Source organism: Salinicola socius (assembly GCF_001937195.1).
Classification (GTDB): Bacteria; Pseudomonadota; Gammaproteobacteria; order Pseudomonadales; family Halomonadaceae; genus Salinicola; species Salinicola socius.
This window is the reverse complement of the sequence record NZ_MSDO01000019.1, coordinates 115,615-136,539: the sequence shown is the minus strand read 5'-3', so window position 1 is coordinate 136,539 and position 20,925 is coordinate 115,615. Positions and strand designations below refer to the sequence as shown.

Below are 20,925 nucleotides of genomic sequence, written 5' to 3'. Positions count from 1 at the left end.
ATGTCAGCCGTCGTCGCTGGGCTGGTGATGACGAATGGCCTCGCGCAGGGCCTCGTGCAGCGCCTGCTGTGATTCGGCGTGGCGCAGCTGCTGCCTGACGCTGCTCTGATTCATGATGCCGGCGACCTCTGCCAGCAATGAAAGATGCGTGTCGTCCGCTTCTTCCGGGACCAGCAGCACGAATACCAGATCCACCGGTTCGCCATCGATCGCATCGAAGTCGATGGCATCTTCCAGGCGCATGAATCCCGCGATCGGCACCTTGCAGTGCGGGCTGCGGGCATGGGGAATGGCAACGCCGTTGCCGATCCCCGTGCTGCCCAGTCGCTCGCGACCGATCAGGCGGCTGAAGACTTCCTGGCTATCCAGGCTGGGTGTGTTTTGGGCGACGAAGGTGCTGAAGAATTCCAGCAGACGTTTTTTGCTGCCCCCCGTGACCCCGTAAAGGGTGCGTTCGGGGGGCAGGATCTTTTCCAGTGTCATCATCAGGCGTTAACGGGCGCCGGCGCCTTGGGCGCGGGCTTGTGCCTTCTCTTTGTGTTTGACCAGTTGGCGGTCGAGTTTGTCGGCGAGCGAATCGATGGCGGCATACATGTCGGTATCGCTGGCGTCGGCGTGTAGATCGGCGCCGGCGGCATGCAAGGTCCCGGCGGCCTGTTGGCGCTCCTTCTCCACACTCAGGGTAACCTGGACATTGGTGATGTTGTCGTAGTGACGCTCCAAACGAACGAGTTTTTCTCCGACGTAGTCTCGGAGGGCATCGGTCAGGTCGACATGGTGGCCGGTAACGTTCACTTGCATGACACACTCCTGTTGCGGCAGATGGCACTTCTGATTGTAACCCTTTTCAGGGCACTGCAAAGGCATCGTGATGGATCGGGATCGGATTGGCGAGTGCCAATCGATGCGTCTCGCCGAATCGGCGTGACGATAGTATGACGTCAGGACAGGCGTTTGCGTTCACTCGACGAGGGAATGCCCATCGCTTCCCGGTATTTGGCCACGGTGCGCCGGGCGACGCAGATATCGGACTGGGCGAGCAGTTCCACCAGCTTGCTGTCGGATAGTGGTTTCCTGGGGGGCTCTTCGCCGATGAACTTCTTGATCCGGGCGCGGATCGCGGTACTCGAATGGCTGTCGCCGTCACCGCGCTGGCCGCCAACCTGGCTCGAGAAGAAATACTTGAGCTCGAATACGCCGCGCGGGGTGTGGATATACTTTTGCGTCGTGACACGGGAGATCGTCGACTCGTGCATGTCGACGCTGCCGGCGATGTCGGCCAGAATCAGCGGTCTCATCGCTTCTTCTCCGCGATCGAGAAAGTCGATCTGGCGCGCCATGATCTCCCTGCCGACACGCAGCAGCGTATCGTTGCGGCTGGACAGGCTCTTGAGCAACCAGCGGGCCTCCTGCAGATGCTGGCGCAGGAAGGTGTTGTCGTCGCTCTTGTCGGCCCGTTTGATCAGCGCAGCGTAGTCGGGCTGGATACGCAGCCGGGGCAAGGCTTCGGCGTTGAGCTCGATCCGCCAGCCTGCCGGAGAGGGCGTGGCGACGAGATCGGGAATCACGTAATCGTCGCGACGGATATCGAAGCCCTGACCGGGCCGAGGGTCCAGCGTGCGAATCAGTTTGATGACACGGTCGAGCTCGTCGTCCTCGAGTCGCAGGCGTCGTTTGAGCAGCCGCCGATCATCGCCGGCCAGCGCTTCGAGGAATTGTCGCACCAGGCGTTTGGCTTGCGGTAGCAGCGGGGTGTCGCCATCCAGCGTGCCCAGCTGTAGCAGCAGACATTCACGCAGATCGCGGGCACCGACACCGGTGGGGTCGAACTGCTGCAGTCGCATCAGCATGTGTTCGAGATCGGCCGTGCTGATGCTGTCGCTGCGCTGGGCGCGGAGACTGATCGTCAGCTCGTCGAGCGAACCGATGAAGTAGCCGTCGTCATTGATCGCGTCGATCAGGCACTCACCCAGCTCCCGCTCGCGGTCATCGAAATCGCCCATCGCCAGTTGCCACAGCAGATGGTCGTGGAGCCCGACGGCGGCGGCGTTGCGATCGAAATCTGGTGCGTCTTCGCTGCCGCTACCGTTGCCCAGCGCGCCGGCGGTAGCGTCCTGGTAGGTGTCGCTCCAGTCGCTGTCGAGCGTCAATTCGTCGGGGATATCGGTGGCCCACTCGTCCTCCTGGGTCTCCGAACTCTCGAGTTCCTCATACGGCTCCTCCAGCTCCAGCATCGGATTGGACTCGAGCGCTTGCTGAATCTCCTGGCATAGATCGAGCGTCGACAGCTGAAGCAGTTGAATCGCCTGCTGAAGCTGAGGCGTCATGGTCAACTGGGTGCCGACTCTAAGTTGCAGCGAGGGCTTCATGGACATGGGAGAAGGGGCGTCACGATCAACGAGAGAAACGTTACGTTACTGGTTGATTTAACGACATGCAACGTTTTATGCAATATACATGCCACCCATGGCGGGGTGGATGACTCCAGCCACCGGTGGCATGCCGTACGAGAGCAAGGATGGCGGACTATAAGCGGAATTCGTGACCCAGGTAGACGTCGCGAACGCGCTGGTTGTCGAGGATCGCTTCCGGGCGGCCCTCGGCGATGATCTGGCCGTCGCCGACGATATAGGCGTTGTCGCAGATGTCCAGCGTCTCCCGCACGTTGTGATCGGTGATCAGAACGCCGATTTCGCGGTCACGGAGTTGGCGAATGATGCTCTTGATATCGCCGACCGAGATCGGGTCGACACCCGCGAAGGGTTCATCGAGCAGCACGAAGGCCGGCTCCGTGGCCAGCGCGCGCGCGATCTCGACGCGTCGACGCTCGCCACCGGATAGGCTCATCCCGAGATTGTCACGAATATGCTCGATGTGAAAGTCGCCGAGAAGCCGCTCGAGCTGGGCGCGTCGTCCGGCACGATCCAGGTCCTTGCGGGTCTCGAGGATCGCCATGATGTTATCGGCGACGCTCAGTTTGCGGAAGATCGAGGCTTCCTGCGGCAGATAACCGATCCCGGCCTGAGCGCGGTCGTGCATCGGGGCGCGGCTGAGGTCCCGCTCGTCGATATGGACGCTGCCGGCATCGGCCTTGACCAGGCCGACGATCATGTAGAACGACGTTGTCTTGCCCGCGCCATTGGGGCCGAGGAGCCCAACGATGCTGCCCTGGCGAAGAGTCAGGCTGAAATCATGGACGACGCGACGTCCCTTGTAGCTCTTGGCCAGATTGGTGGCCGTTAGCGTTTTCATGGTTACGATCCTTGTGGCAGCGCGACGCAACGTGATCCGGGGCCGGTAGTCATCACCGGCGTCGGTCCCGAATCGGCGCTCAATTCATGGCTGGAACGGTGACTTGGCCGATGGCTCGAGAAGATTGCGCGAACGATTGACTGTCAGGGCGGCTATTGAGACGACGGAGAGGCGTCACGTGGCGTCAACGTCATGCGGACGCGACCGTCACTGTTGCCATCGCTATCCTGGCTGGCCCGGGCCTGGATGCGGCGCGAATCGAGATAGTATTCGACGTAGGCGCCGTCGAACGTGTCCCCGGCCTGGTGCAGCTCGGCATTGCCGATCAGCTCCACGCGACGCTCCGCGGCATGATAGACGACGGTGTCGCCCCAACCCTTGACCAGATCCTCGTCGGGCGCCGGCTTCTGCTCGAGGTAGGCGCGTTCTCCGCCACCGCCCTTGGCGGTGACCTGGCTGACCTGGCCGTTGGCGCCCCGCTGGATGTCGACGCGGGCGGCTTTCAGGTTCATGCTGCCTTGCCGCATGTCGACGTCGCCGGTATAGACAGCGGTGCCCTGACGGTCGTCGATCTCGAGCTGATCGGCGGCGATCTCGATCGCCGCACTGGCATCGCTTTCCAGAGCGACGGCCGGAAGGCTGGAGAAGCCCAGTGCGGTCAGCACCAGAATTTGCCCGAGTTCTCGCCTCATGATCCTTGATCCTTGGGTTGCTGTGACTGAGGTTGCTGTGGCAGGTGACCCTGCACGTTGTCGGTCAGACGCATACGGTCTTCGTTGATCCAGGCGTCGAAGCGATCGCCGCGCATGCTCTGGCTATGCTGACGTAACACGGAGGTGGTGTCACTCCAGGCATGGGCTTCACGATTATCGTAATGCAGCGTCCGGGTTTCCAGGCTCCAGGCCTGCTCCGGCTGTACGAGGCGCGCATTGCCTTGCAGCGTCAACTGCTCGCCGCTTCGACTCATCCGCCCGGTGTCGCTGGTGACCTGCCATTGGCGCTGCTGGTCGTCGGTCAGATAGCCGTGGGGCTTTTCGGTGCGAATGATGTCGTCGGATGGCGTATGCACCAGTCGCGGAGTTTCCAGACGTTGATAGGCGCGACCCTGCTGGTCGAAGCGGGTCATGCTGGCGTCTTCGAGGTAGTAGTCCGGCTCGCCGGTCGTGTTGCCGATCGTGGGCTGTTTCTGGTCTTCCCCGCGTTGATCCAGATAGGTCAGGCCACCGCCCAGCGTCAGCAGCAACGCCAGCAGACCGAGGCGCCGCCACCAGGGAGACTGAAATCTGGCTGTCTTGGCCACGGTTGCTCCTTGTCTTGGTAAAAAACTTGATCGAAGAGCTCCGGTTGGAACCTTCTGATCAAAATAACGAATGGATTTCCGGGACGAACCGGCTGACTCCGACTCGGTCGGGCCATTCTCCTCTCGATTTTCCGAACGACGATGCGGTCCGTCGCGTCGATCGCGCCAGGCCACCGCGCTGTCGGATTGTCAGATGACGCCACTTCTCAGCAGGTCGTGCATGTGTAGCGCGCCAACGGGAATGCCGTTCTCGACCACCGCCAGCGCGGTGATGCGGTTATCCTCCATGATCCGGACTGCTTCAGCGGCCAGCATGTCCGGTGCCGCCGTCTTGCCGCCGCGCGTCATGACGTCATCGACGCGAAGCAGGGTGAAATCGCCACGCTGGTCGAGCGTGCGCCGCAGGTCTCCGTCGGTATAGACCCCGGCCAGCATTCCGCGTTCATCGACCACGCAGGTGAATCCCATGCCCTTGAGCGTCATCTCGAGCAGTGCCTCTCGCAACGGGCTTCCGGTGGCCACGCTGGGGAGCCGGCTGCCGTCGTGCATGAGGTCGGCAACACGCAACAGCAAGCGTTTGCCGAGCGTGCCGCCCGGATGGGACAGCGCGAAGTCCTCGGCGCTGAAGCCGCGCGCCTCGAGCAGAGCCAGCGCCAAGGCGTCGCTCATGGCGAGGGCGGCGGTGGTGGAAGAGGTTGGCGCCAGATCGTGAGGGCAGGCTTCCCGGGAAACGCCGACATCGATATGCACGTCGCTATAACGTGCCAGCGTCGACCCCGGCCGGCCGGTCAGGCTGACCAGTGGGGCGCCGAGACGCTTGAACAGCGGGAGCAGGCCTGTGATCTCCTGGGTTTCCCCGGAGTTCGACAGGGCGATCACCACATCGTCGCCGGTGATCATGCCGAGATCGCCGTGGCTGGCCTCGCCGGGATGTACATAGAACGCCGGCGAGCCGGTGCTGGCCAGGGTCGCGGCCATCTTGCGGGCGATGTGGCCCGACTTGCCCATGCCCGTCACGATGAGGCGCCCTCGGCAAGCGAGCAGCAGCCGACAGGCGGCATCGAAACGCGCGTCGAGTTTGGTGACGAGTTCGCCGATAGCCTGCTGTTCCAGCGTCAGCGTACGCCTGGCGCTGGCACGAAAGTCCAGCGTGGCGGGTTCGCTCAGGGTCTCGGCGGTGGCGGTTCGGGGATCGGTCATGGCATGAACGTCAGTCGTGAAATTGAGGGCGCCAGGCGATCTCGGGTTGGCGCAATACGTGAGAGTATACCTTTGATCGTTTCCCGATTCGTCCCTTGTGCGGCAGCGAGCGTGGTCGTCCGGTGGCGACTGCTGGTCGCTACCGCCAAGGTTAGGATACAATGTTCGATAATTGATCTCACAAGGTTGGTGGATGCTGCATGGATGACCCGATTATGGTCGAGGTCAAGGATCTGCACTTTTCCCGCGGCAATACCGATATTTTTCGCGGTGTCGACCTGCAGATTCCGCTCGGCAAGATTACTGCCATCATGGGGCCTAGCGGGACCGGCAAGACGACGCTGCTGAAGTTGATCGGTGGTCAGCTGATACCGGACCGTGGCCAGGTGCTGATCGATGGTCAGGACGTACACCAGCTGTCGCGGCGCTCGCTTTTCAAGCTGCGTCGTCGCATGGGCATGCTGTTCCAGAGTGGCGCCCTGTTCTCGGACCTGGACGTGTTCGAGAACGTCGCGTTCCCGCTCCGCGTGCATACCGAATTGCCGAACGCCATGGTGCGCGACATCGTGCTGATGAAGCTTCAGGCGGTCGGGTTGCGCGGTGCGCGACATCTGATGCCATCGGAGCTCTCAGGCGGCATGGCCCGACGCGTGGCGCTTGCGCGCGCGGTGGCGCTGGATCCGGAACTGGTGCTCTACGATGAGCCCTTCGTCGGCCAGGACCCGATTTCGATGGGCGTGCTGGTGCAGTTGATCAAGAAGGTCAATCAGGCGCTCGGGCTGACCGCGGTGATGGTGTCCCACGACATCAAGGAGACATTGTCGATCGCAGACTATGTCTACATCATCGCCGACGGCCAGGTCATGGCCCACGGCACGCCGCGTACGCTCGACGTGAACGACGATGCGCACGTCAGGCAGTTCGTGCATGGCGAGCCCGACGGGCCGGTGCCATTTCACTATCCCGCGCCGGACTTCTACGATGACATTCTGGCGCCGGCGGGGCAGTTTTCATGATGCGACATATCGCGACGCTAGGGCGCGCAACGCTCGATATCGTGAGCTCGATCGGCAGGGCGGGGCTGTTCCTGTTTCAGTCGATCTTCTGCCTGCCGTCCCGCGAGGGGTTCCATCTGTGGATTCGCCAGATGCATTTCGTCGGGGTGATGTCGGGGGCGATCGTACTGGTGTCGGGGCTATTCATCGGCATGGTGCTGGCGTTGCAGGGCTTCACCATTCTGGTGAGTTTTGGTGCCGACGAGGCGTTGGGACAGATGGTGGCGTTGTCGCTGGTTCGCGAGCTCGCCCCGGTGGTCGCCGCATTGCTGTTCGCCGGGCGCGCAGGCTCGGCGCTGACCGCCGAAATCGGTCTGATGAAAGCGACCGAACAGCTCACCAGCATGGAAATGATCGGCGTCGACCCGTTGCGGCGCATCGTCGCCCCCCGGCTGTGGGCGGGCTTCGTCTCGTTGCCCATCCTGACGGTGATGTTCGGCGTGGTCGGTATCTGGGGCGGGTACCTGGTGGGCGTCGACTGGCTTGGCGTCTACCAGGGTTCCTACTGGAGCAATATGCAGGATAGCGTCGACTTCGTCGGCGATGTGCTCAATGGCATGATCAAGAGCCTGGTGTTCGGTCTGGTCGTGACCTGGATCGCGGTGTTTCAGGGCTATGATCTGATTCCCACCTCGGAAGGTATTTCGCGCGCGACCACCCGGACGGTGGTATACGCCTCGCTGGCGGTATTGGGCCTCGATTTCGTGCTCACCGCGTTGATGTTTGGAGACCTCGGATGAAGCGCAACAACTGGTTGGAACTGGGCGTCGGCATGTTCATGCTGGCAGGTATTCTGGGGCTGGTGTTCCTGGGTCTGCGCGTCAGTGGCCTGGGCGTGGGTGTACCCAACGACACTTTCACGTTGACTGCCAACTTCGCCAATATCGGCGGGCTGCGACCCCAGGCCAAGGTAACCATGTCCGGCGTGCGCATCGGCAAGGTGACCGATATCGAGCTCGATCCGAAGTGGTTCGACGCCAAGGTCACCATGCAACTGGACTCGGCATACGACGGCAAGCTTTCCAACGACAGTACGGCGGCGATACTCACCGCCGGGCTGCTGGGCGAGCAGTACATCGGGCTGACCGTGGGCGGTGCGCCGGATATGCTGCATGACGGCGACGTCATCCACGACACCCAGCAGGCGCTGGTGCTGGAGGAGCTCATCCAGCAGTTCGTGTCGAATATGGCCAAGTGAGCCCGGCCGGCTCAGCTCAAGGCAAGTTGATCACAGACAAGGAGTCGATGATGAAAATGACTTTCGCGCGGCATGCCCGCACTGCCAAACGTGATACCGGAATGCGGGGCGCCTGGATGGCGGCCCTGGCGCTCGTCGCGATGTGTCTGGCGAGCGTGGCTCCTGTGGCCCAGGCGCAGCAGTCTCCGACCCAGGTCATCCAGCAGAGCGTGGATTCGCTGATGTCCGAGCTGGAAGGCAAGAAGGGCTACTACGCCCAGCACGAGGGCGAGCTTGCCAAGCTGGTGGATACCAACATGGCGGAAGTTGCCGACTTCCGCTACATCGGTGCCAGCGTGATGGGCCGTTACTTCCGTGGTGCCACGCCGGAGCAGCGTTCCAAGTTCGTCAATGTGTTCCGCAAGACCCTGATCGATACCTATGCCAGAGGCCTGGTGACGTTCGACTATCAGACGCTTCGCGTGAAGGAGAACGAAAACGCGGGACGCTATGACGATCAGGCGTCGGTGCCCATGGAGGTCGTCTCCACCAATGGGAAAACCTACCCGGTCGATTTTACGCTGCGTCAGAGTGACGGGCAGTGGAAGGTCATCAACGTCATCGTCAACGGTATCAACCTGGGGCTGACGTTCCGCAATCAGTTCGATCAGTCGATGCGCGACAACAATCGTGACATCGATGCCGTGATCGACAACTGGGCGCCGGAAGTCGGCACCGATGAACTCGAGAAGGGCAGCGACGCGTGACGCTACTGCTCGAACGCGATGATGCCACGCTGGAAATCGTCGATGGTCATGTGCTGACGATTCGCGGCGAGGCAGACTTCGACAGTGCCGGCCCGCTTGCCCAGGCGGGTCGACACTGGCTGGCGGAGCAGCCGCCGCAGACCGAGGTCTCCTTCGATCTGACCGGCATTCAGGTTGCCAGCAGTGCAGTGCTGAGCGTGTTGCTGGTGTGGGTGCGCAGCGTGCAGCACCACTCGCTGAGCCTGCAGCGTGTATCGCTGTCGCTGGCGCTGAAGCGGCTGATGGATATCACCGAACTGGCGCCGCTGCTGCCGGCCGTCGAGACGACCTGCGTCGAATCTGAGTCGGCCACGGCGTCGATCGAGCGCTAGTTCCCCGTCGTCGGCCTCGTCCGATCGACAGCTTGCGACGTTTTTGCATGCCGCCAAGATCGCCAAGACGGGGCGCTTTCCGCTACCATGTGGCGCTTTCCCTGCGCATTCTGCGCAGTCGTCACAAGGGAGCCTGATTCCATGCAACCCAGCGATGTCAAAAGCCGCCTCGAAAGCCAGCTCGACGGCTGTGAATTCCATATTCAGGGTGAAGGCTGCAACTTCCAGGTGATCGCCGTGGGAGAGGTCTTCGGCGGCATGAGCCCGGTCAAGCGCCAGCAGCTGATTTACGGCGCGCTGTCGGGTGAAATCGCCTCGGGCGCACTGCACGCCATCACCATCAAGACTTATACCCCCTCACAGTGGGAAACGGCGCCGGAGAATGTCAGCGCCTGATCCTCGTCCTGCGCCTTTCAGGCCGGTCATCTTTCTCGATTCTATAGCGAACCTTCATGGACAAGCTGATCATCACCGGTAACGGGCCGCTCGACGGCGAGGTCTGGGCCAGCGGCGCGAAGAATTCCGCCCTGCCGATCCTGGCGGCGACGCTGCTCGCCGACGAGCCCGTCACCATCGGCAATCTGCCACATCTTCAGGACATCACCACGACGCTGGAACTGCTCGGCCGGATGGGCATCGAGCCGGTCATGGGCGAGAAAATGAGCATCCAGATCGACGGCTCGCAGGTGCGTGACTGTCATGCGCCCTACGAACTGGTCAAGAAGATGCGGGCCTCGATTCTGGTGCTCGGCCCGCTGCTGGCGCACTTCGGTACCGCCGACGTGTCGCTGCCGGGCGGTTGCGCCATCGGCTCCCGGCCGGTCGATCTGCATATCCGCGGACTCGAGGCGATGGGTGCCGAAATCACCGTCGAGGGCGGCTACATTCGCGCCCGCGTCGATGGTCGACTCAAGGGCGCCACGATCTTTTTCGACACCGTCACCGTCACCGGTACCGAGAATCTGCTGATGGCCGCCACGCTGGCCGACGGTACGACGGTACTGGAAAATGCCGCCCGCGAGCCGGAAGTGGTCGACCTGGCCGAATGCCTGATCGCCATGGGCGCCGATATCCGCGGACAGGGCACCGATACCATCACCATCGAGGGTGTCGAGCGTCTTCACGGTTGCCACTATGACGTAATGCCGGATCGTATCGAAACCGGCACCTTTCTCGTCGCCGCCGCCGCGACCGGTGGGCGGGTCCGGGTGCGCAAGACGCGTGCCGACATTCTCGAGGCGGTGCTCGCCAAGCTCGAGGAAGCCGGGGGGACCATTACTACCGGTGAGGATTGGATCGAGCTCGACATGGGCGGGCGCCGGCCCAAGGCCGTCAACCTGCGTACGGCTCCGTATCCGGCGTTTCCCACCGACATGCAGGCGCAGTTCGTGGCGTTGAATGCGGTCGCCGAGGGCACCGGTACGGTCGTCGAGACCATCTTCGAAAACCGTTTCATGCATGTGCAGGAGCTCAACCGCATGGGTGCCCACATTGCGCTCGAGGGCAACACGGCAGTGGTGACCGGCGTCGAGAAGCTGTCGGGTGCGCCGGTGATGGCGACGGATCTGCGAGCGTCGGCGAGCCTGGTCATTGCCGCGATGCTGGCGCAGGGGGAGACGATGGTCGACAGGATCTATCACATCGACCGCGGTTACGAGTGCATCGAAGAGAAATTGCAGCTACTGGGTGCGCGCATTCGTCGCGTGCCGGGTTAAGTGACGGCTGATGACATGAGCAATCAACTGATCCTGGCCCTGTCAAAGGGCCGTATCCTCGAAGAGACCCTGCCGTTACTGGCGGATGCCGGTATCACGCCGGCAGACGATTTCGGCAGGAGTCGCAAGCTGCTGTTCGATACCAACCTGCCCGATGTCAAACTGGTCGTCATTCGCGCGGTGGACGTGCCGACCTACGTCCAGCTGGGTGCAGCCGATCTGGGCGTTGCGGGCAAGGACGTCCTGCTGGAGCATGGCGCCGAAGGGCTCTATGAACCGCTCGATCTCGGCATCTCTCGCTGTCGTCTGATGACGGCCGGTATCGTGGGCGCACAGCCAGCGCATGCCAAGCGACGAGTCGCGACGAAGTTCGTCAACGTGGCACGCCGTTACTATGCAGAGCAGGGCATCCAGGCCGAGGTGATCAAGCTGTACGGGGCGATGGAGCTGGCGCCGTTGATGAACCTGGCAGATGAGATCGTCGATATCGTGGATACCGGCAATACCCTGCGGGCCAATGGCATGGAGCCTCGCGAATTGATCGAGAACATCAGTACCCGCCTGGTGGTCAACAAGGCATCGATGACGATGAAGCACGAGCGGCTGAGGCCGCTGATCGAACGCCTGCGCCAGGCCGTGACGGCGCGTCTTCCGGCCTGAGTGATGCCGACATCGAGGCGTGTGGAGTGCACGCCTCCGGTTTCGGTCAGGTGCTGGAGTAGCGTTCATGACGGAAAGGCGTTTCTATTGCCTGCCGATGGCCGGGGTCGGTCGAACCTGGAGAATGCTTGAATGAGTCAAATGACTACCATTGCCCGCCTCGCCACGCGGGACACTGATTTCGACACCCGTCTCGCGTCACTGCTGGCCTGGGAAGGGGTTTCCGATCACGAGATCGGTTCCCGGGTGGCGGAGATCATTGCCGCCGTTCGTCAGCGCGGCGATGACGCCGTGATCGAGTACACCAATCGCTTCGATCGTCTCTCCGCGACCGCCATGTCGGAGTTGACGATCGGGGCCGAGCGGCTCGAAGCGGCGTTCGCGAACGTGCCGACGGAACAGCGCGAGGCGCTGCAGCACGCTGCCGAGCGCATCCGGCTCTATCACGAGCGCCAGAAGCCGGAGTCCTGGCAGTACAGCGAACCCGACGGGACCGTGCTGGGGCAGAAGGTGACGGCGCTCGACCGGGTCGGTATCTACGTGCCCGGTGGCAAGGCTGCTTATCCGTCTTCCGTATTGATGAACGCCGTGCCGGCCCACGTGGCCGGTGTCCGCGAGATCGTGATGGTGGTGCCGACCCCGGATGGCATCGTCAATGAGCTGGTGCTGGCCGCGGCGCACCTTGCCGGTGTCGATCGGGTTTTCGCGCTGGGCGGCGCTCAGGCCGTGGCCGCGTTGGCCTACGGGACCCAGAGCGTGCCCCGGGTCGACAAGATCGTCGGTCCGGGCAATATCTATGTCGCCACGGCCAAGCGAGCGGTGTTCGGGCAGGTCGGTATCGACATGATTGCGGGGCCCTCCGAGATCCTGGTCGTTTCCGACGGCGGCACCGATCCGGACTGGCTGGCGATGGATCTGTTTTCCCAGGCCGAGCACGATGAAGACGCCCAGGCCATTCTCGTCAGTTGGGACGCGGAACATCTGGCGGCGGTTGAGGCATCCATCGAGCGGCTGCTGCCGACTCTGGAGCGCGAGGCGATCGTTCGCGAATCGCTGGCGCGGCGCGGCGCGCTGATCCTCTGTGAAGGGCCCGAGCAGGCGGTCGAGCTGATCAACCGCATCGCCCCGGAGCACCTGGAGCTTTCCGTGGAAGCACCGCAGGCGATGGCGGAGGGCGTACGTCACGCCGGCGCCATTTTCATGGGGCGCTATACCGCCGAGGTGCTGGGCGACTACTGTGCCGGTCCCAATCACGTGCTGCCGACCTCGGGCACTGCGCGTTTCTCGTCGCCGCTGGGCGTCTACGATTTCCAGAAGCGCTCTTCGCTGATCCAGTGCTCGCCGGAAGGCGCCGACACGCTGGGGCGGACCGCCTCGGTGCTGGCGCGAGGGGAGTCGCTGACCGCCCATGCCCGCTCGGCCGAGAACCGCCTGAAACGTTGATCATCCAGCACGAAGCGAGATTGCCGCCTCCTCTTTGGGGCGGCGATTTCGTTTATGGCTGGTGGTCGCCGCTACGGATCGGTGCCGGCGCTGGTGGCACCATCATCGCCATCGCCATCGCCATCGCCATCGCCATCGGCCTCTGCGTCAGGCGCTGGTGCGCCCGGATCGTCGGCTCCCGGCGCGGTTCCCGCTTCCGGTGCGGGGTCCGTTTGTTGGGGCGAGCTATCGGCGGCTTCGGCTGGCTGCGGGCGCTCGCCGACATTCAGCGTCACCTCGCGTTTTTCGCCGCCTCGCACGATCGTCAGCGGCAGCTGGGTACCGGGCGGTATCTCGGCGATGTCGACCTGGGTTTCCCGCGGATCGAGGATCGGTTTGCCGTCGATCGCCAGCAGGATGTCGCCGGGGCGCAGCCCTGCTTCGTCACCGGGCCCGTCGGGGACGACGTTGGCGACAATCACCCCGCTCAGTGTCTTGAGACCGAACGACGATGCCAGATCCGGGGTCATCTGCTGCGCGTCGATGCCCAGCCAGCCACGGATGACCCGTCCCTGTGTCACGATGTCTTCCAGGATGTCGCGCGCCAGGTTGGCGGGAATCGCGAACCCGATGCCTTGGGAACCGCCGGAGCGGGAGAAGATCGCGGTGTTGATGCCGATCAGCGAGCCGTTGGCATCCACCAGGGCGCCGCCCGAGTTGCCCGGATTGATGGCAGCATCGGTCTGGATGAAATCTTCATACCGGCTCAAGCCGAGATGGTCTCGCCCGGTGGCGCTGATGATGCCCATGGTCACGGTCTGGCCGACGCCGAACGGATTGCCGATCGCCAGCGTGACGTCGCCGATGGCGATATCTTCCGAGTCGCTCAACTTGATGACCGGCAGATTGTCCATATCGATCTTGAGCACTGCCAGATCACTGTCGGGGTCGGTGCCGATCACCCGAGCGATGGCTTCGCGGCCATCCCGCAGCGCGACCTGAATCTGATCGGCGTCGCTGATGACGTGGTTGTTGGTCAGGATATAACCCTCTTCGCTGACCACCACCCCGGATCCGAGGCTCGACAGCATGCGCTGGCGCTGTGGCATGTTCTTGCCGTAGAACTGCCGAAAGAAGGGGTCCGACATCAAGGGGTGCTGGCTGGTGTCGACGACGCGAGAAGAGTAGACGTTGACTACCGCAGGGGCGGCACGATTGACCGCTTGGGAGTAGCTGACCGGCCCTTCGTGACGATTCAGCGCCGGCGCGTCGATCACCTCGGGTGCGGTCTCTCTGCCGGATGGCTCGCGACCCAGCAGTGACGGGAACGTGTAGAGCAACACGACCGCGAGCAGAATGCCGCAGAGGGCGGGCCACAGGTAGGCGGCTAGGTGGCGACGCATGGGCTGGGTCCTTAGACTGGAATTCGGACGATTTCGCGACATTCGATGACGCTACATATTCAGGGGTCGCATGCCCATTCCGATCGTCCGATGAGGAGGTGGCGTGATGGCGATACGTGGCCTAAGTGTAACATTCAGCAATGCTTTTGGCTGGGAGCCAACATGATTTCGCGGCAGACGCTACAAGAGGCGATCGATACGGAGCTGCGTATCGACGCGTTCAAGGATTACACGATCAATGGACTGCAGGTCGAGGGGCGGGAGTCGATCGGTCGGGTCATGACCGGGGTCACGGCTTGCCAGGCATTGCTCGACGAAGCGGTGGCCTGGGAAGCCGATGCGGTGCTGGTGCACCACGGCTATTTCTGGAAGAACGAGCCGGTCAGCGTGACGGGGATGAAGCGGCGCCGGTTTGCCACCCTGTTGCACCACGATCTCAATCTGCTCGCCTATCACTTGCCGCTGGACGCGCACATCTCGCTGGGCAACAACGCCTTGCTGGGCCGGCGCCTGGGGTTCAGTGCGGAGCGCTGTCTCGACGGTGAGCTCGGGCAGGGCTTGCTGTGGATGGGGCAGCCGGATACCTCGCTCGATAGCCAGGCGCTGGCTGCACGCGTCGAACGGGCGCTGGGTCGCGTGCCGACGTTGATCGAGGGACATGCCGGCGTCGTCCATAGCGTCGCCTGGTGTACCGGTGGCGCTCAGGACATGTTGCCGATGGCGGCCGAGGCGGGCGCCGATGCGTTCATCTCCGGCGAGATTTCCGAGCGCACCACGCACATGGCACGCGAGATGGGCATCACCTATCTGGCAGCGGGACATCACGCCACCGAGCGTGACGGTATTGAGGCCTTGGGCGAATGGCTGAAAGCGCGTTTTGGCATCGAGCATCGCTTCGTGGATATCGACAACCCGGCATGAGGCGTTTCCCGCAGACCCGTCGTTAGCCCGGTTCGGCCGGGGACGGGTCGTGAGGAACTGAACGGCGAGACAGTCGTTGTCAGTAGCGGGGGGGTTGCAGCGTGCCGTCCTGTTGTTCGGCCGTCTTGCGTTGGCGAATGCCGTAATCCTCGGCCAGCGTGCCGCCCGTACCATCGGCGTAGTCACGCGGGACCTGTGGCGCGTCGACCTCTTCGCTCTCGTCCTGGTTGCCGTGCAGTCGGCGTTTGAGCTTGAGATCGTCGACCAGCTTGTCGGCACCGTGGATGAGATGCTGCTCGAGATCATGGCTCTGGCGCTGAATGCTGGAGGCCAGATCGGCGACCTTGGCGAAATGATCGTTGAGGGCATCCTTGACCTGATTGAGCTCCAGCTCGGTCTCTGCCAGGCGCTGGCGCACTTTCTGATTGCGGGCCACATTGGCGTTCAGCAGGTGATAACAAAGGGCGCCGATACCGATGCCCGCCAGAAAGCAGGCGATTGCCAGAATCCAGTCGATATTGCTTTCGTTCACATTGCGCTCCTTGTTGTCGTGACTGGCACGACCTGTCTCTTTGCCCGGTGCACAAGATCGCTACGTAAGATCAGTGCGGGGCCATTATATCGACCCGTTCGGTTACCGGGTCAAACCTTCCTTGTCTGGTTGCCGCTGTCAAGACTTTCGTCGGAGGGTATAATGCCGCCACCTGTTTCGACATGAGGTCACGATACCGCCATGAGTTCTCCCCAGTCCGCGACGTCACATCCGCATGCCATGACGCCGATGTCACGCTACCGCGCCGATCTCGAGCGCGATGACTTCAGTCACGACGCCGCGCAGGAGAACGCCGTCAAACATCTGCAGCGCCTGTACGACGATCTTCAGCGAACGCCCGCACCCAAGCCGTCCGCCACCGTCTCCGGCGAGTCTGCGCTCTCGAAAGTTGCGGGTCTTTTCGGCAAGCGCAAGGCCGCGGAGCCCGAGGCGCCCGGCAAACCGCAGGTCATGGGGCTCTATTTCTGGGGCGGCGTGGGGCGCGGCAAGACCTACCTGGTCGACGTGTTCTACGAGTCGTTGCCGTTCGATCGCAAGATGCGCACGCATTTCAACCGTTTCATGCAACGTGTGCATCGTGAACTCGAGGCGCACAAGGGTGAGAAGAATCCGTTGACGCAGATCGCGGCCACGTTCGCCGCCGAGGCGCGGGTCATCTGCTTCGACGAGTTCTACGTCAAGGACATCACCGATGCGATGATCCTGGGCAACCTCATGGAGGCACTTTTCGCCCAGGGCGTGGTGCTGGTGGCGACTTCCAATATCGTTCCCGACGATCTCTACAAGGATGGCCTGCAGCGGACCCGGTTCCTGCCGGCGATCGATCTGCTCAAGCGCCACTGCGAGGTGGTCAACGTCGATTCCGGCGTGGATTATCGCCTGCGGGCTCTCGAGCAGGTCGAGATATTTCACTCGCCGCTCGATGCCGAGGCCGAGCAGCTGCTGGCGAAAAGCTTTCGCTCGGTGGCCGGCAACGAGGGAAAAGAGAATGCACCTTTGACGATCAACCATCGTGAGCTGAAAGCCCGTCGGCTGCATGAAGGCGTCGTCTGGTTCGACTTCAAGATGCTCTGTGACGGGCCGCGCAGTCAGAACGACTACATCGAGCTGTCGCGGGAATTTCACACGGTGTTGGTGTCCAGTGTGCCAAGGATGGGCGCAGGCACCGACGATCAGGCCCGGCGCTTCATCAGCATGGTCGATGAATTCTACGACCGTGCGGTCAAGTTGCTGCTCTCCGCGGAGACCGAGGTCGAGTCGCTTTACACGGGCGGGAACCTCGGTTTCGAATTCGAGCGGACGTTGTCTCGTCTGCAGGAGATGCAGTCCCGCGATTACCTGGCGCTGGCGCACAAGCCCTGAAGTCCGGGGTGCGTTCCGCAATGCTTGAGAATGAAAGAGGGAGCGACAACAGCAGGTGGCGAGAAGCGGGGCCGGCGCGAAGATCGTCTCTACAGATCGCAAGTCGATCTTTCGCCGTCCCAAAGGCTCGTGTACAATGCGCGCTCTTCGCACCGTTACCGACCGAACGGCAGCTGCCCCGCAGCTCGCTCCGGACGAGTAACCCAAGAAAAATAGGGATGGCCGAGAAGCGTTCGCTTCGACGCCCAAATACGTTTATTTGGTGAAACACTCATGAAGACGTTCAGTGCCAAGCCGCATACCGTGCAGCGCGATTGGTATGTCGTTGATGCATCGGGCAAGACGCTCGGTCGTCTGGCGACAGAAATCGCACGCCGCTTGCGCGGCAAACACAAGCCGGAATACACCCCGCACGTCGACACCGGCGACTACATCGTCGTGGTCAACGCCGAGAAGGTGCACGTGACCGGTAACAAGGCGCAAGCCAAGACTTATTACCGTCACACCGGTTACCCGGGTGGTCTGCGCACCATGTCGTTCGAGAAGTTGATCGACCACGCGCCGGAGCGAGTCATCGAAGGCGCCGTCAAGGGCATGCTGCCTAAAGGTCCGCTGGGTCGTGCCATGCACGCCAAGCTCAAGGTGTATGCCGGTACCGAGCATCCGCACGCCGCGCAGCAGCCGCAAGAACTGAACATCTGAGGGTAACCGTCATGGCACAACAGTATTACGGCACCGGGCGTCGCAAGACTTCTACCGCTCGCGTGTTTCTCAAGCCGGGCTCCGGCAAGATCACCGTCAACGATCGTGAACTGGGTGAGTTCTTCGGCCGCGTTACCGCACAGATGGTCGTGCGCCAGCCGCTGGAACTGACCGAAACGACTGGCCAGTTCGACGTCGTCGTCACGGTCAAGGGTGGCGGCGGCTCCTCTCAGGCCGGCGCGATTCGTCACGGTATCACCCGCGCGCTGATGGTTTACAACGAAGACCTGCGTCGTCCGCTGCGTGCAGCCGGCTACGTGACCCGCGATGCTCGTGAAGTCGAGCGTAAGAAAGTGGGTCTGCGCAAAGCTCGTCGTCGTCCGCAGTTCTCCAAGCGCTGATCTTTCGGGATCACCTCTGCGCTCAACGCCCGACTTATCAGTCGGGCGTTTTGTCGTTGGGATATGGCGGGTGAGCCATCGAGCTCTCCATGGTCATGGTGAGGCCCCGGTCGGGTTGCCCGCCGTGTTACCATTGGTCGTTGAATTAATTCGAGGAAAGTTTCATGGGTGTAGTGGCCAAGCGATCGTCGATGATCTTTTACTCAGGCAGTGAGGATCATTTCAGCCATCGCGTCAGAATCGTGTTGGCGGAAAAGGGCGTGGCCGTCGATATCCTGGACGTCTCGGCCGACGAGCACAACGCTGAGCTGGCGGATCTGAATCCCTACAACAGCGTTCCCACGCTGCTGGATCGCGACCTGGTACTTTACGAGTCCAAGGTCATGATGGAATATCTCGATGAGCGTTTCCCGCATCCGCCGTTGTTGCCGGTCTATCCGGTGGCGCGTGCGCAGAGTCGGCTGTGGATGCATCGCATCGAGCGAGAGTGGTGCCCTTTGGTCGAGCAGATCCAGCAGGGCTCCAAGAAGGACGCCGAGAAGGCGCGCAAGGAATTGCGCGAGAGTCTGGCCGGTATCTCGCCGATCTTCGAAGACATGCCGTTCTTCATGAGTGAAGAGTTCACGCTGGTGGATTGCTGCATCGCGCCGATCCTGTGGCGGTTGCCGGCGCTGGGCGTCGAGCTGCCGGAAAAGCAGGTCGCTCCGTTGATGGACTACATGGAGCGGGTCTTCGCGCGTGACGCTTTCAAGGTGGCGCTATCCGAATCCGAACGTGAGATGCGTAGCTGAGCGGCACTTGTCGTAAGCTGCCTGAAAGGAGATGACATGCTGACTAGCCGTCCCTATCTGGCAAGAGCTCTTTATGAGTGGTTGCTGGATAACGAGCAAACGCCGTATATCGTGGTCGATGCCGGGAAGCCCGACGTCAAGGTGCCACAGCAGTTCGTGCAGAATGGTCAGATCGTGCTGAATATCGCACCGGCCGCCGTGCGCGATTTGGCGATCGACAATGCGGCGGTCACCTTCGGGGCGCGTTTCAGCGGTCAGCCGATGCAGGTCGTGGTACCGATGGATGCCTTGATCGCTATCTATGCGCGTGAAAACGGCGTGGGTATGGTCTTCGGTCAGGAGCCGGTCATGCCTAACTTCTCCGGCGAAGAAGAGGCGGCGCTGGAAGACGAGGGTCGCCCGACACTGGAAAGTGTCGAGAACCGCGCGGAAAGCCGTTCTCCCGAGTCGACCGAATCTGTCGATGATGAGCGGGATGACGAGGCGCCGACTCGTCCCGAAAAAGGCAAGCCGTCGCTGCGTATCGTCAAATAGGTTTTCGCTGTCCAGCTTTACCCTTGCCCGGCGTGGCGCTAGCCGGAGCGAGGGTATCCCAAAAGCAAAAAGCCGCTGCCGAATTCGATTCGGCAGCGGCTTTTCCATTCCGGGCCCTTTTCCATTCCGGGCCTTTTTGCAGCCACGGGTCTCGAGTTCAGAGGCTCAGTTGAGGTATTCGAATACCTTGACGATGCGCTGGACACCGCCCACGCCGGAGGCGGCGGCAGTGGCTTCGCTGGCCTGCTGCTGTGTGACCAGGCCCATCAGGTAGACCGTACCGTTCTCGGTGATCACGCGAATCAGATTGGCGTCCAGGTCCTCGTTGGCAACGATGTTGGCCTTGATGCGACCGGTAATCCAGGTGTCCGTCATGCGCTGACTGACCGGCGTGTTGGCCGAGACCATCAGTTCGTTATGCACCTGACGCACGCTGCGGACGTCGCGGGCGATCTCGGTGGCACGCTGCTTGAGATCATCGCTGGGCACCTGCCCGGTCAGCAGCACATTGCTGTTGTAGCTATCGACGTTGACGTGGGCATCGCCGTAGCGGGCGTCCGCGGCATTGAGCGCATCGAAGATCTTGCTCTGAATATTGCTGTCTTCGACTTTGGCGCCGGGCGTGCGTTCGGCGTAGTTCTCATCCTGGTTGCCGCTGGTGGCGCATCCGCCAAGGGTCAGCAGGCCGATCAGGCATGAGGAAACGATCAGGGTCTTCTTCATAAGTCTCACTCGTTGCTGCCAAAAAGCTGTTGGTCGATCAGATCACACAAACAGTGAATGACCAAGAGGTGAACTTCCTGAATTCGTGCGGTGGAGGTGGCGGGGACGCGAATCTCGCAGTCCTCCTGGCCAAGCAGAGAGGCCATGTCTCCGCCGTCGCGTCCGGTCAATGCGACGACACACATTTCCCGATCGTGGGCGGCCTGGATCGCCTGAACCACATTGGCCGAGTTGCCGCTGGTGGAGATCGCCAGCAGGATATCGCCGGGCTGGCCAAGGGCGCGGATCTGCTTCGAAAAGACGTCGTTGTAACTGTAATCGTTGGCAATCGATGTCAGGGTCGAGGTGTCGGTCGTCAGCGCCAATGCCGGCAAGCTGGGGCGCTCGCGCTCGAAGCGATTGAGCAGCTCGGAAGAAAAATGCTGACTATCGCCGGCGCTTCCGCCATTGCCGCAGGCAAGTATCTTGCCCTCGCTGACCAGACATTGAACCATCATCTGGCTGGCGACTTCGATGAACGGCGGCAATACCTCGCTGGCGTAGGTCTTGGTGTCGATGCTGGCGTTGAACAGGTCGAGTATGCGTGTCTGAAAATCCATGGGCTGCCTATTAGGGC

At 62.1% G+C, this 20,925-nt stretch carries 26 protein-coding genes; 15 read left to right on the top strand and 11 right to left on the bottom strand.

Going from position 1 to position 20,925, the window contains the following annotated elements; genetic code table 11:
- Positions 1–3: 3 nt before the first annotated feature.
- The 7 genes from ptsN to BTW07_RS13000 all read right to left on the bottom strand — a co-directional run bounded on the left by ptsN (position 4) and on the right by BTW07_RS13000 (position 5,752).
- A complete protein-coding gene (gene ptsN / locus BTW07_RS13030) occupies positions 4–483 on the bottom strand; it encodes a PTS IIA-like nitrogen regulatory protein PtsN (protein WP_075570637.1) in 480 nt (159 codons plus the stop codon).
- A 9-nt stretch (positions 484–492) separates the two neighbouring features.
- Positions 493–801 (bottom strand): ribosome hibernation-promoting factor, HPF/YfiA family, encoded by a 309-nt coding sequence (hpf, locus tag BTW07_RS13025; RefSeq protein WP_075570601.1) that lies wholly within the window; start codon positions 799–801, stop codon positions 493–495.
- Positions 802–941: 140 nt separating this feature from the next.
- Complete coding sequence (locus BTW07_RS13020) at positions 942–2,375, bottom strand: RNA polymerase factor sigma-54 (protein WP_075570600.1); 1,434 nt, start codon at positions 2,373–2,375, stop codon at positions 942–944.
- A 151-nt stretch (positions 2,376–2,526) separates the two neighbouring features.
- Positions 2,527–3,252: an LPS export ABC transporter ATP-binding protein gene (gene lptB, locus BTW07_RS13015; RefSeq protein ID WP_075570599.1), complete on the bottom strand. Its 726-nt coding sequence runs from the start codon at positions 3,250–3,252 to the stop codon at positions 2,527–2,529.
- A 152-nt stretch (positions 3,253–3,404) separates the two neighbouring features.
- Complete coding sequence (lptA, locus tag BTW07_RS13010) at positions 3,405–3,944, bottom strand: lipopolysaccharide transport periplasmic protein LptA (protein WP_075570598.1); 540 nt, start codon at positions 3,942–3,944, stop codon at positions 3,405–3,407.
- Positions 3,941–4,552 carry an LPS export ABC transporter periplasmic protein LptC gene (gene lptC / locus BTW07_RS13005; protein WP_075570597.1) on the bottom strand — a complete coding sequence of 204 codons (612 nt, stop codon included), beginning with the start codon at positions 4,550–4,552 and terminating at the stop codon, positions 3,941–3,943. The genes lptA and lptC overlap by 4 nt, the downstream gene beginning before the upstream one ends.
- 189 nt (positions 4,553–4,741) lie before the next feature.
- Positions 4,742–5,752 (bottom strand): KpsF/GutQ family sugar-phosphate isomerase, encoded by a 1,011-nt coding sequence (locus BTW07_RS13000; protein ID WP_075570596.1) that lies wholly within the window; start codon positions 5,750–5,752, stop codon positions 4,742–4,744.
- 200 nt (positions 5,753–5,952) lie between these two features.
- On the opposite strand from BTW07_RS13000, the gene BTW07_RS12995 reads away from it, so the two are divergent.
- From BTW07_RS12995 to hisD, 9 genes are all read left to right on the top strand, one after another.
- The gene (locus BTW07_RS12995) at positions 5,953–6,768 is read left to right on the top strand and encodes an ATP-binding cassette domain-containing protein (RefSeq protein ID WP_075570595.1); all 816 of its coding nucleotides are present in this window, start codon (positions 5,953–5,955) and stop codon (positions 6,766–6,768) included.
- Complete coding sequence (gene mlaE, locus BTW07_RS12990; protein ID WP_075570594.1) at positions 6,765–7,547, top strand: lipid asymmetry maintenance ABC transporter permease subunit MlaE; 783 nt, start codon at positions 6,765–6,767, stop codon at positions 7,545–7,547. The genes BTW07_RS12995 and mlaE overlap by 4 nt, the downstream gene beginning before the upstream one ends.
- Positions 7,544–8,005 carry an outer membrane lipid asymmetry maintenance protein MlaD gene (gene mlaD / locus BTW07_RS12985; protein WP_075570593.1) on the top strand — a complete coding sequence of 154 codons (462 nt, stop codon included), beginning with the start codon at positions 7,544–7,546 and terminating at the stop codon, positions 8,003–8,005. Before mlaE ends, mlaD begins: the two co-directional genes overlap by 4 nt.
- 101 nt (positions 8,006–8,106) lie before the next feature.
- Positions 8,107–8,751, top strand: a complete 645-nt coding sequence (locus BTW07_RS12980) for an MlaC/ttg2D family ABC transporter substrate-binding protein (RefSeq protein WP_075570636.1) — start codon at positions 8,107–8,109, stop codon at positions 8,749–8,751.
- Positions 8,748–9,122 carry an STAS domain-containing protein gene (locus tag BTW07_RS12975; protein ID WP_075570592.1) on the top strand — a complete coding sequence of 125 codons (375 nt, stop codon included), beginning with the start codon at positions 8,748–8,750 and terminating at the stop codon, positions 9,120–9,122. The genes BTW07_RS12980 and BTW07_RS12975 overlap by 4 nt, the downstream gene beginning before the upstream one ends.
- Before the next feature lie 141 nt (positions 9,123–9,263).
- On the top strand, positions 9,264–9,518 hold the full coding sequence (locus BTW07_RS12970) for a BolA family protein (RefSeq protein WP_075570591.1): 255 nt from the start codon (positions 9,264–9,266) through the stop codon (positions 9,516–9,518).
- Positions 9,519–9,574: 56 nt separating this feature from the next.
- The gene (gene murA / locus BTW07_RS12965) at positions 9,575–10,837 is read left to right on the top strand and encodes a UDP-N-acetylglucosamine 1-carboxyvinyltransferase (protein WP_075570590.1); all 1,263 of its coding nucleotides are present in this window, start codon (positions 9,575–9,577) and stop codon (positions 10,835–10,837) included.
- Between the two features lie 15 nt (positions 10,838–10,852).
- Positions 10,853–11,497 carry an ATP phosphoribosyltransferase gene (hisG, locus tag BTW07_RS12960; protein ID WP_075570589.1) on the top strand — a complete coding sequence of 215 codons (645 nt, stop codon included), beginning with the start codon at positions 10,853–10,855 and terminating at the stop codon, positions 11,495–11,497.
- Between the two features lie 132 nt (positions 11,498–11,629).
- Positions 11,630–12,940 carry a histidinol dehydrogenase gene (hisD, locus tag BTW07_RS12955; RefSeq protein WP_075570588.1) on the top strand — a complete coding sequence of 437 codons (1,311 nt, stop codon included), beginning with the start codon at positions 11,630–11,632 and terminating at the stop codon, positions 12,938–12,940.
- A gap of 71 nt (positions 12,941–13,011) precedes the next feature.
- Here hisD and BTW07_RS12950 read toward each other — a convergent pair whose 3' ends face one another.
- Positions 13,012–14,322: a Do family serine endopeptidase gene (locus BTW07_RS12950; RefSeq protein WP_083941847.1), complete on the bottom strand. Its 1,311-nt coding sequence runs from the start codon at positions 14,320–14,322 to the stop codon at positions 13,012–13,014.
- A 162-nt stretch (positions 14,323–14,484) separates the two neighbouring features.
- On the opposite strand from BTW07_RS12950, the gene BTW07_RS12945 reads away from it, so the two are divergent.
- The gene (locus BTW07_RS12945) at positions 14,485–15,243 is read left to right on the top strand and encodes a Nif3-like dinuclear metal center hexameric protein (RefSeq protein WP_075570587.1); all 759 of its coding nucleotides are present in this window, start codon (positions 14,485–14,487) and stop codon (positions 15,241–15,243) included.
- Positions 15,244–15,322: 79 nt separating this feature from the next.
- On the opposite strand, the gene BTW07_RS12940 is transcribed toward BTW07_RS12945, so the two are convergent.
- The gene (locus BTW07_RS12940) at positions 15,323–15,775 is read right to left on the bottom strand and encodes a Z-ring associated ZapG family protein (RefSeq protein ID WP_075570586.1); all 453 of its coding nucleotides are present in this window, start codon (positions 15,773–15,775) and stop codon (positions 15,323–15,325) included.
- 201 nt (positions 15,776–15,976) lie between these two features.
- Between BTW07_RS12940 and zapE the strand changes: the two genes are divergently transcribed.
- From zapE to BTW07_RS12915, 5 genes are all read left to right on the top strand, one after another.
- Positions 15,977–17,158 (top strand): cell division protein ZapE, encoded by a 1,182-nt coding sequence (gene zapE, locus BTW07_RS12935; protein ID WP_075570585.1) that lies wholly within the window; start codon positions 15,977–15,979, stop codon positions 17,156–17,158.
- A 273-nt stretch (positions 17,159–17,431) separates the two neighbouring features.
- Positions 17,432–17,860 carry a 50S ribosomal protein L13 gene (gene rplM / locus BTW07_RS12930; protein WP_075570584.1) on the top strand — a complete coding sequence of 143 codons (429 nt, stop codon included), beginning with the start codon at positions 17,432–17,434 and terminating at the stop codon, positions 17,858–17,860.
- An 11-nt stretch (positions 17,861–17,871) separates the two neighbouring features.
- Positions 17,872–18,261 carry a 30S ribosomal protein S9 gene (gene rpsI / locus BTW07_RS12925; protein WP_075570583.1) on the top strand — a complete coding sequence of 130 codons (390 nt, stop codon included), beginning with the start codon at positions 17,872–17,874 and terminating at the stop codon, positions 18,259–18,261.
- A 164-nt stretch (positions 18,262–18,425) separates the two neighbouring features.
- A complete protein-coding gene (locus tag BTW07_RS12920) occupies positions 18,426–19,052 on the top strand; it encodes a glutathione S-transferase N-terminal domain-containing protein (protein WP_075570582.1) in 627 nt (208 codons plus the stop codon).
- Between the two features lie 36 nt (positions 19,053–19,088).
- Positions 19,089–19,586: a ClpXP protease specificity-enhancing factor gene (locus BTW07_RS12915; protein WP_075570581.1), complete on the top strand. Its 498-nt coding sequence runs from the start codon at positions 19,089–19,091 to the stop codon at positions 19,584–19,586.
- A 165-nt stretch (positions 19,587–19,751) separates the two neighbouring features.
- Here BTW07_RS12915 and BTW07_RS12910 read toward each other — a convergent pair whose 3' ends face one another.
- The gene (locus BTW07_RS12910; RefSeq protein WP_075570580.1) at positions 19,752–20,309 is read right to left on the bottom strand and encodes a BON domain-containing protein; all 558 of its coding nucleotides are present in this window, start codon (positions 20,307–20,309) and stop codon (positions 19,752–19,754) included.
- A gap of 5 nt (positions 20,310–20,314) precedes the next feature.
- A complete protein-coding gene (locus BTW07_RS12905; protein ID WP_075570579.1) occupies positions 20,315–20,908 on the bottom strand; it encodes a phosphoheptose isomerase in 594 nt (197 codons plus the stop codon).
- Between the last annotated feature and the right edge of the window lie 17 nt (positions 20,909–20,925).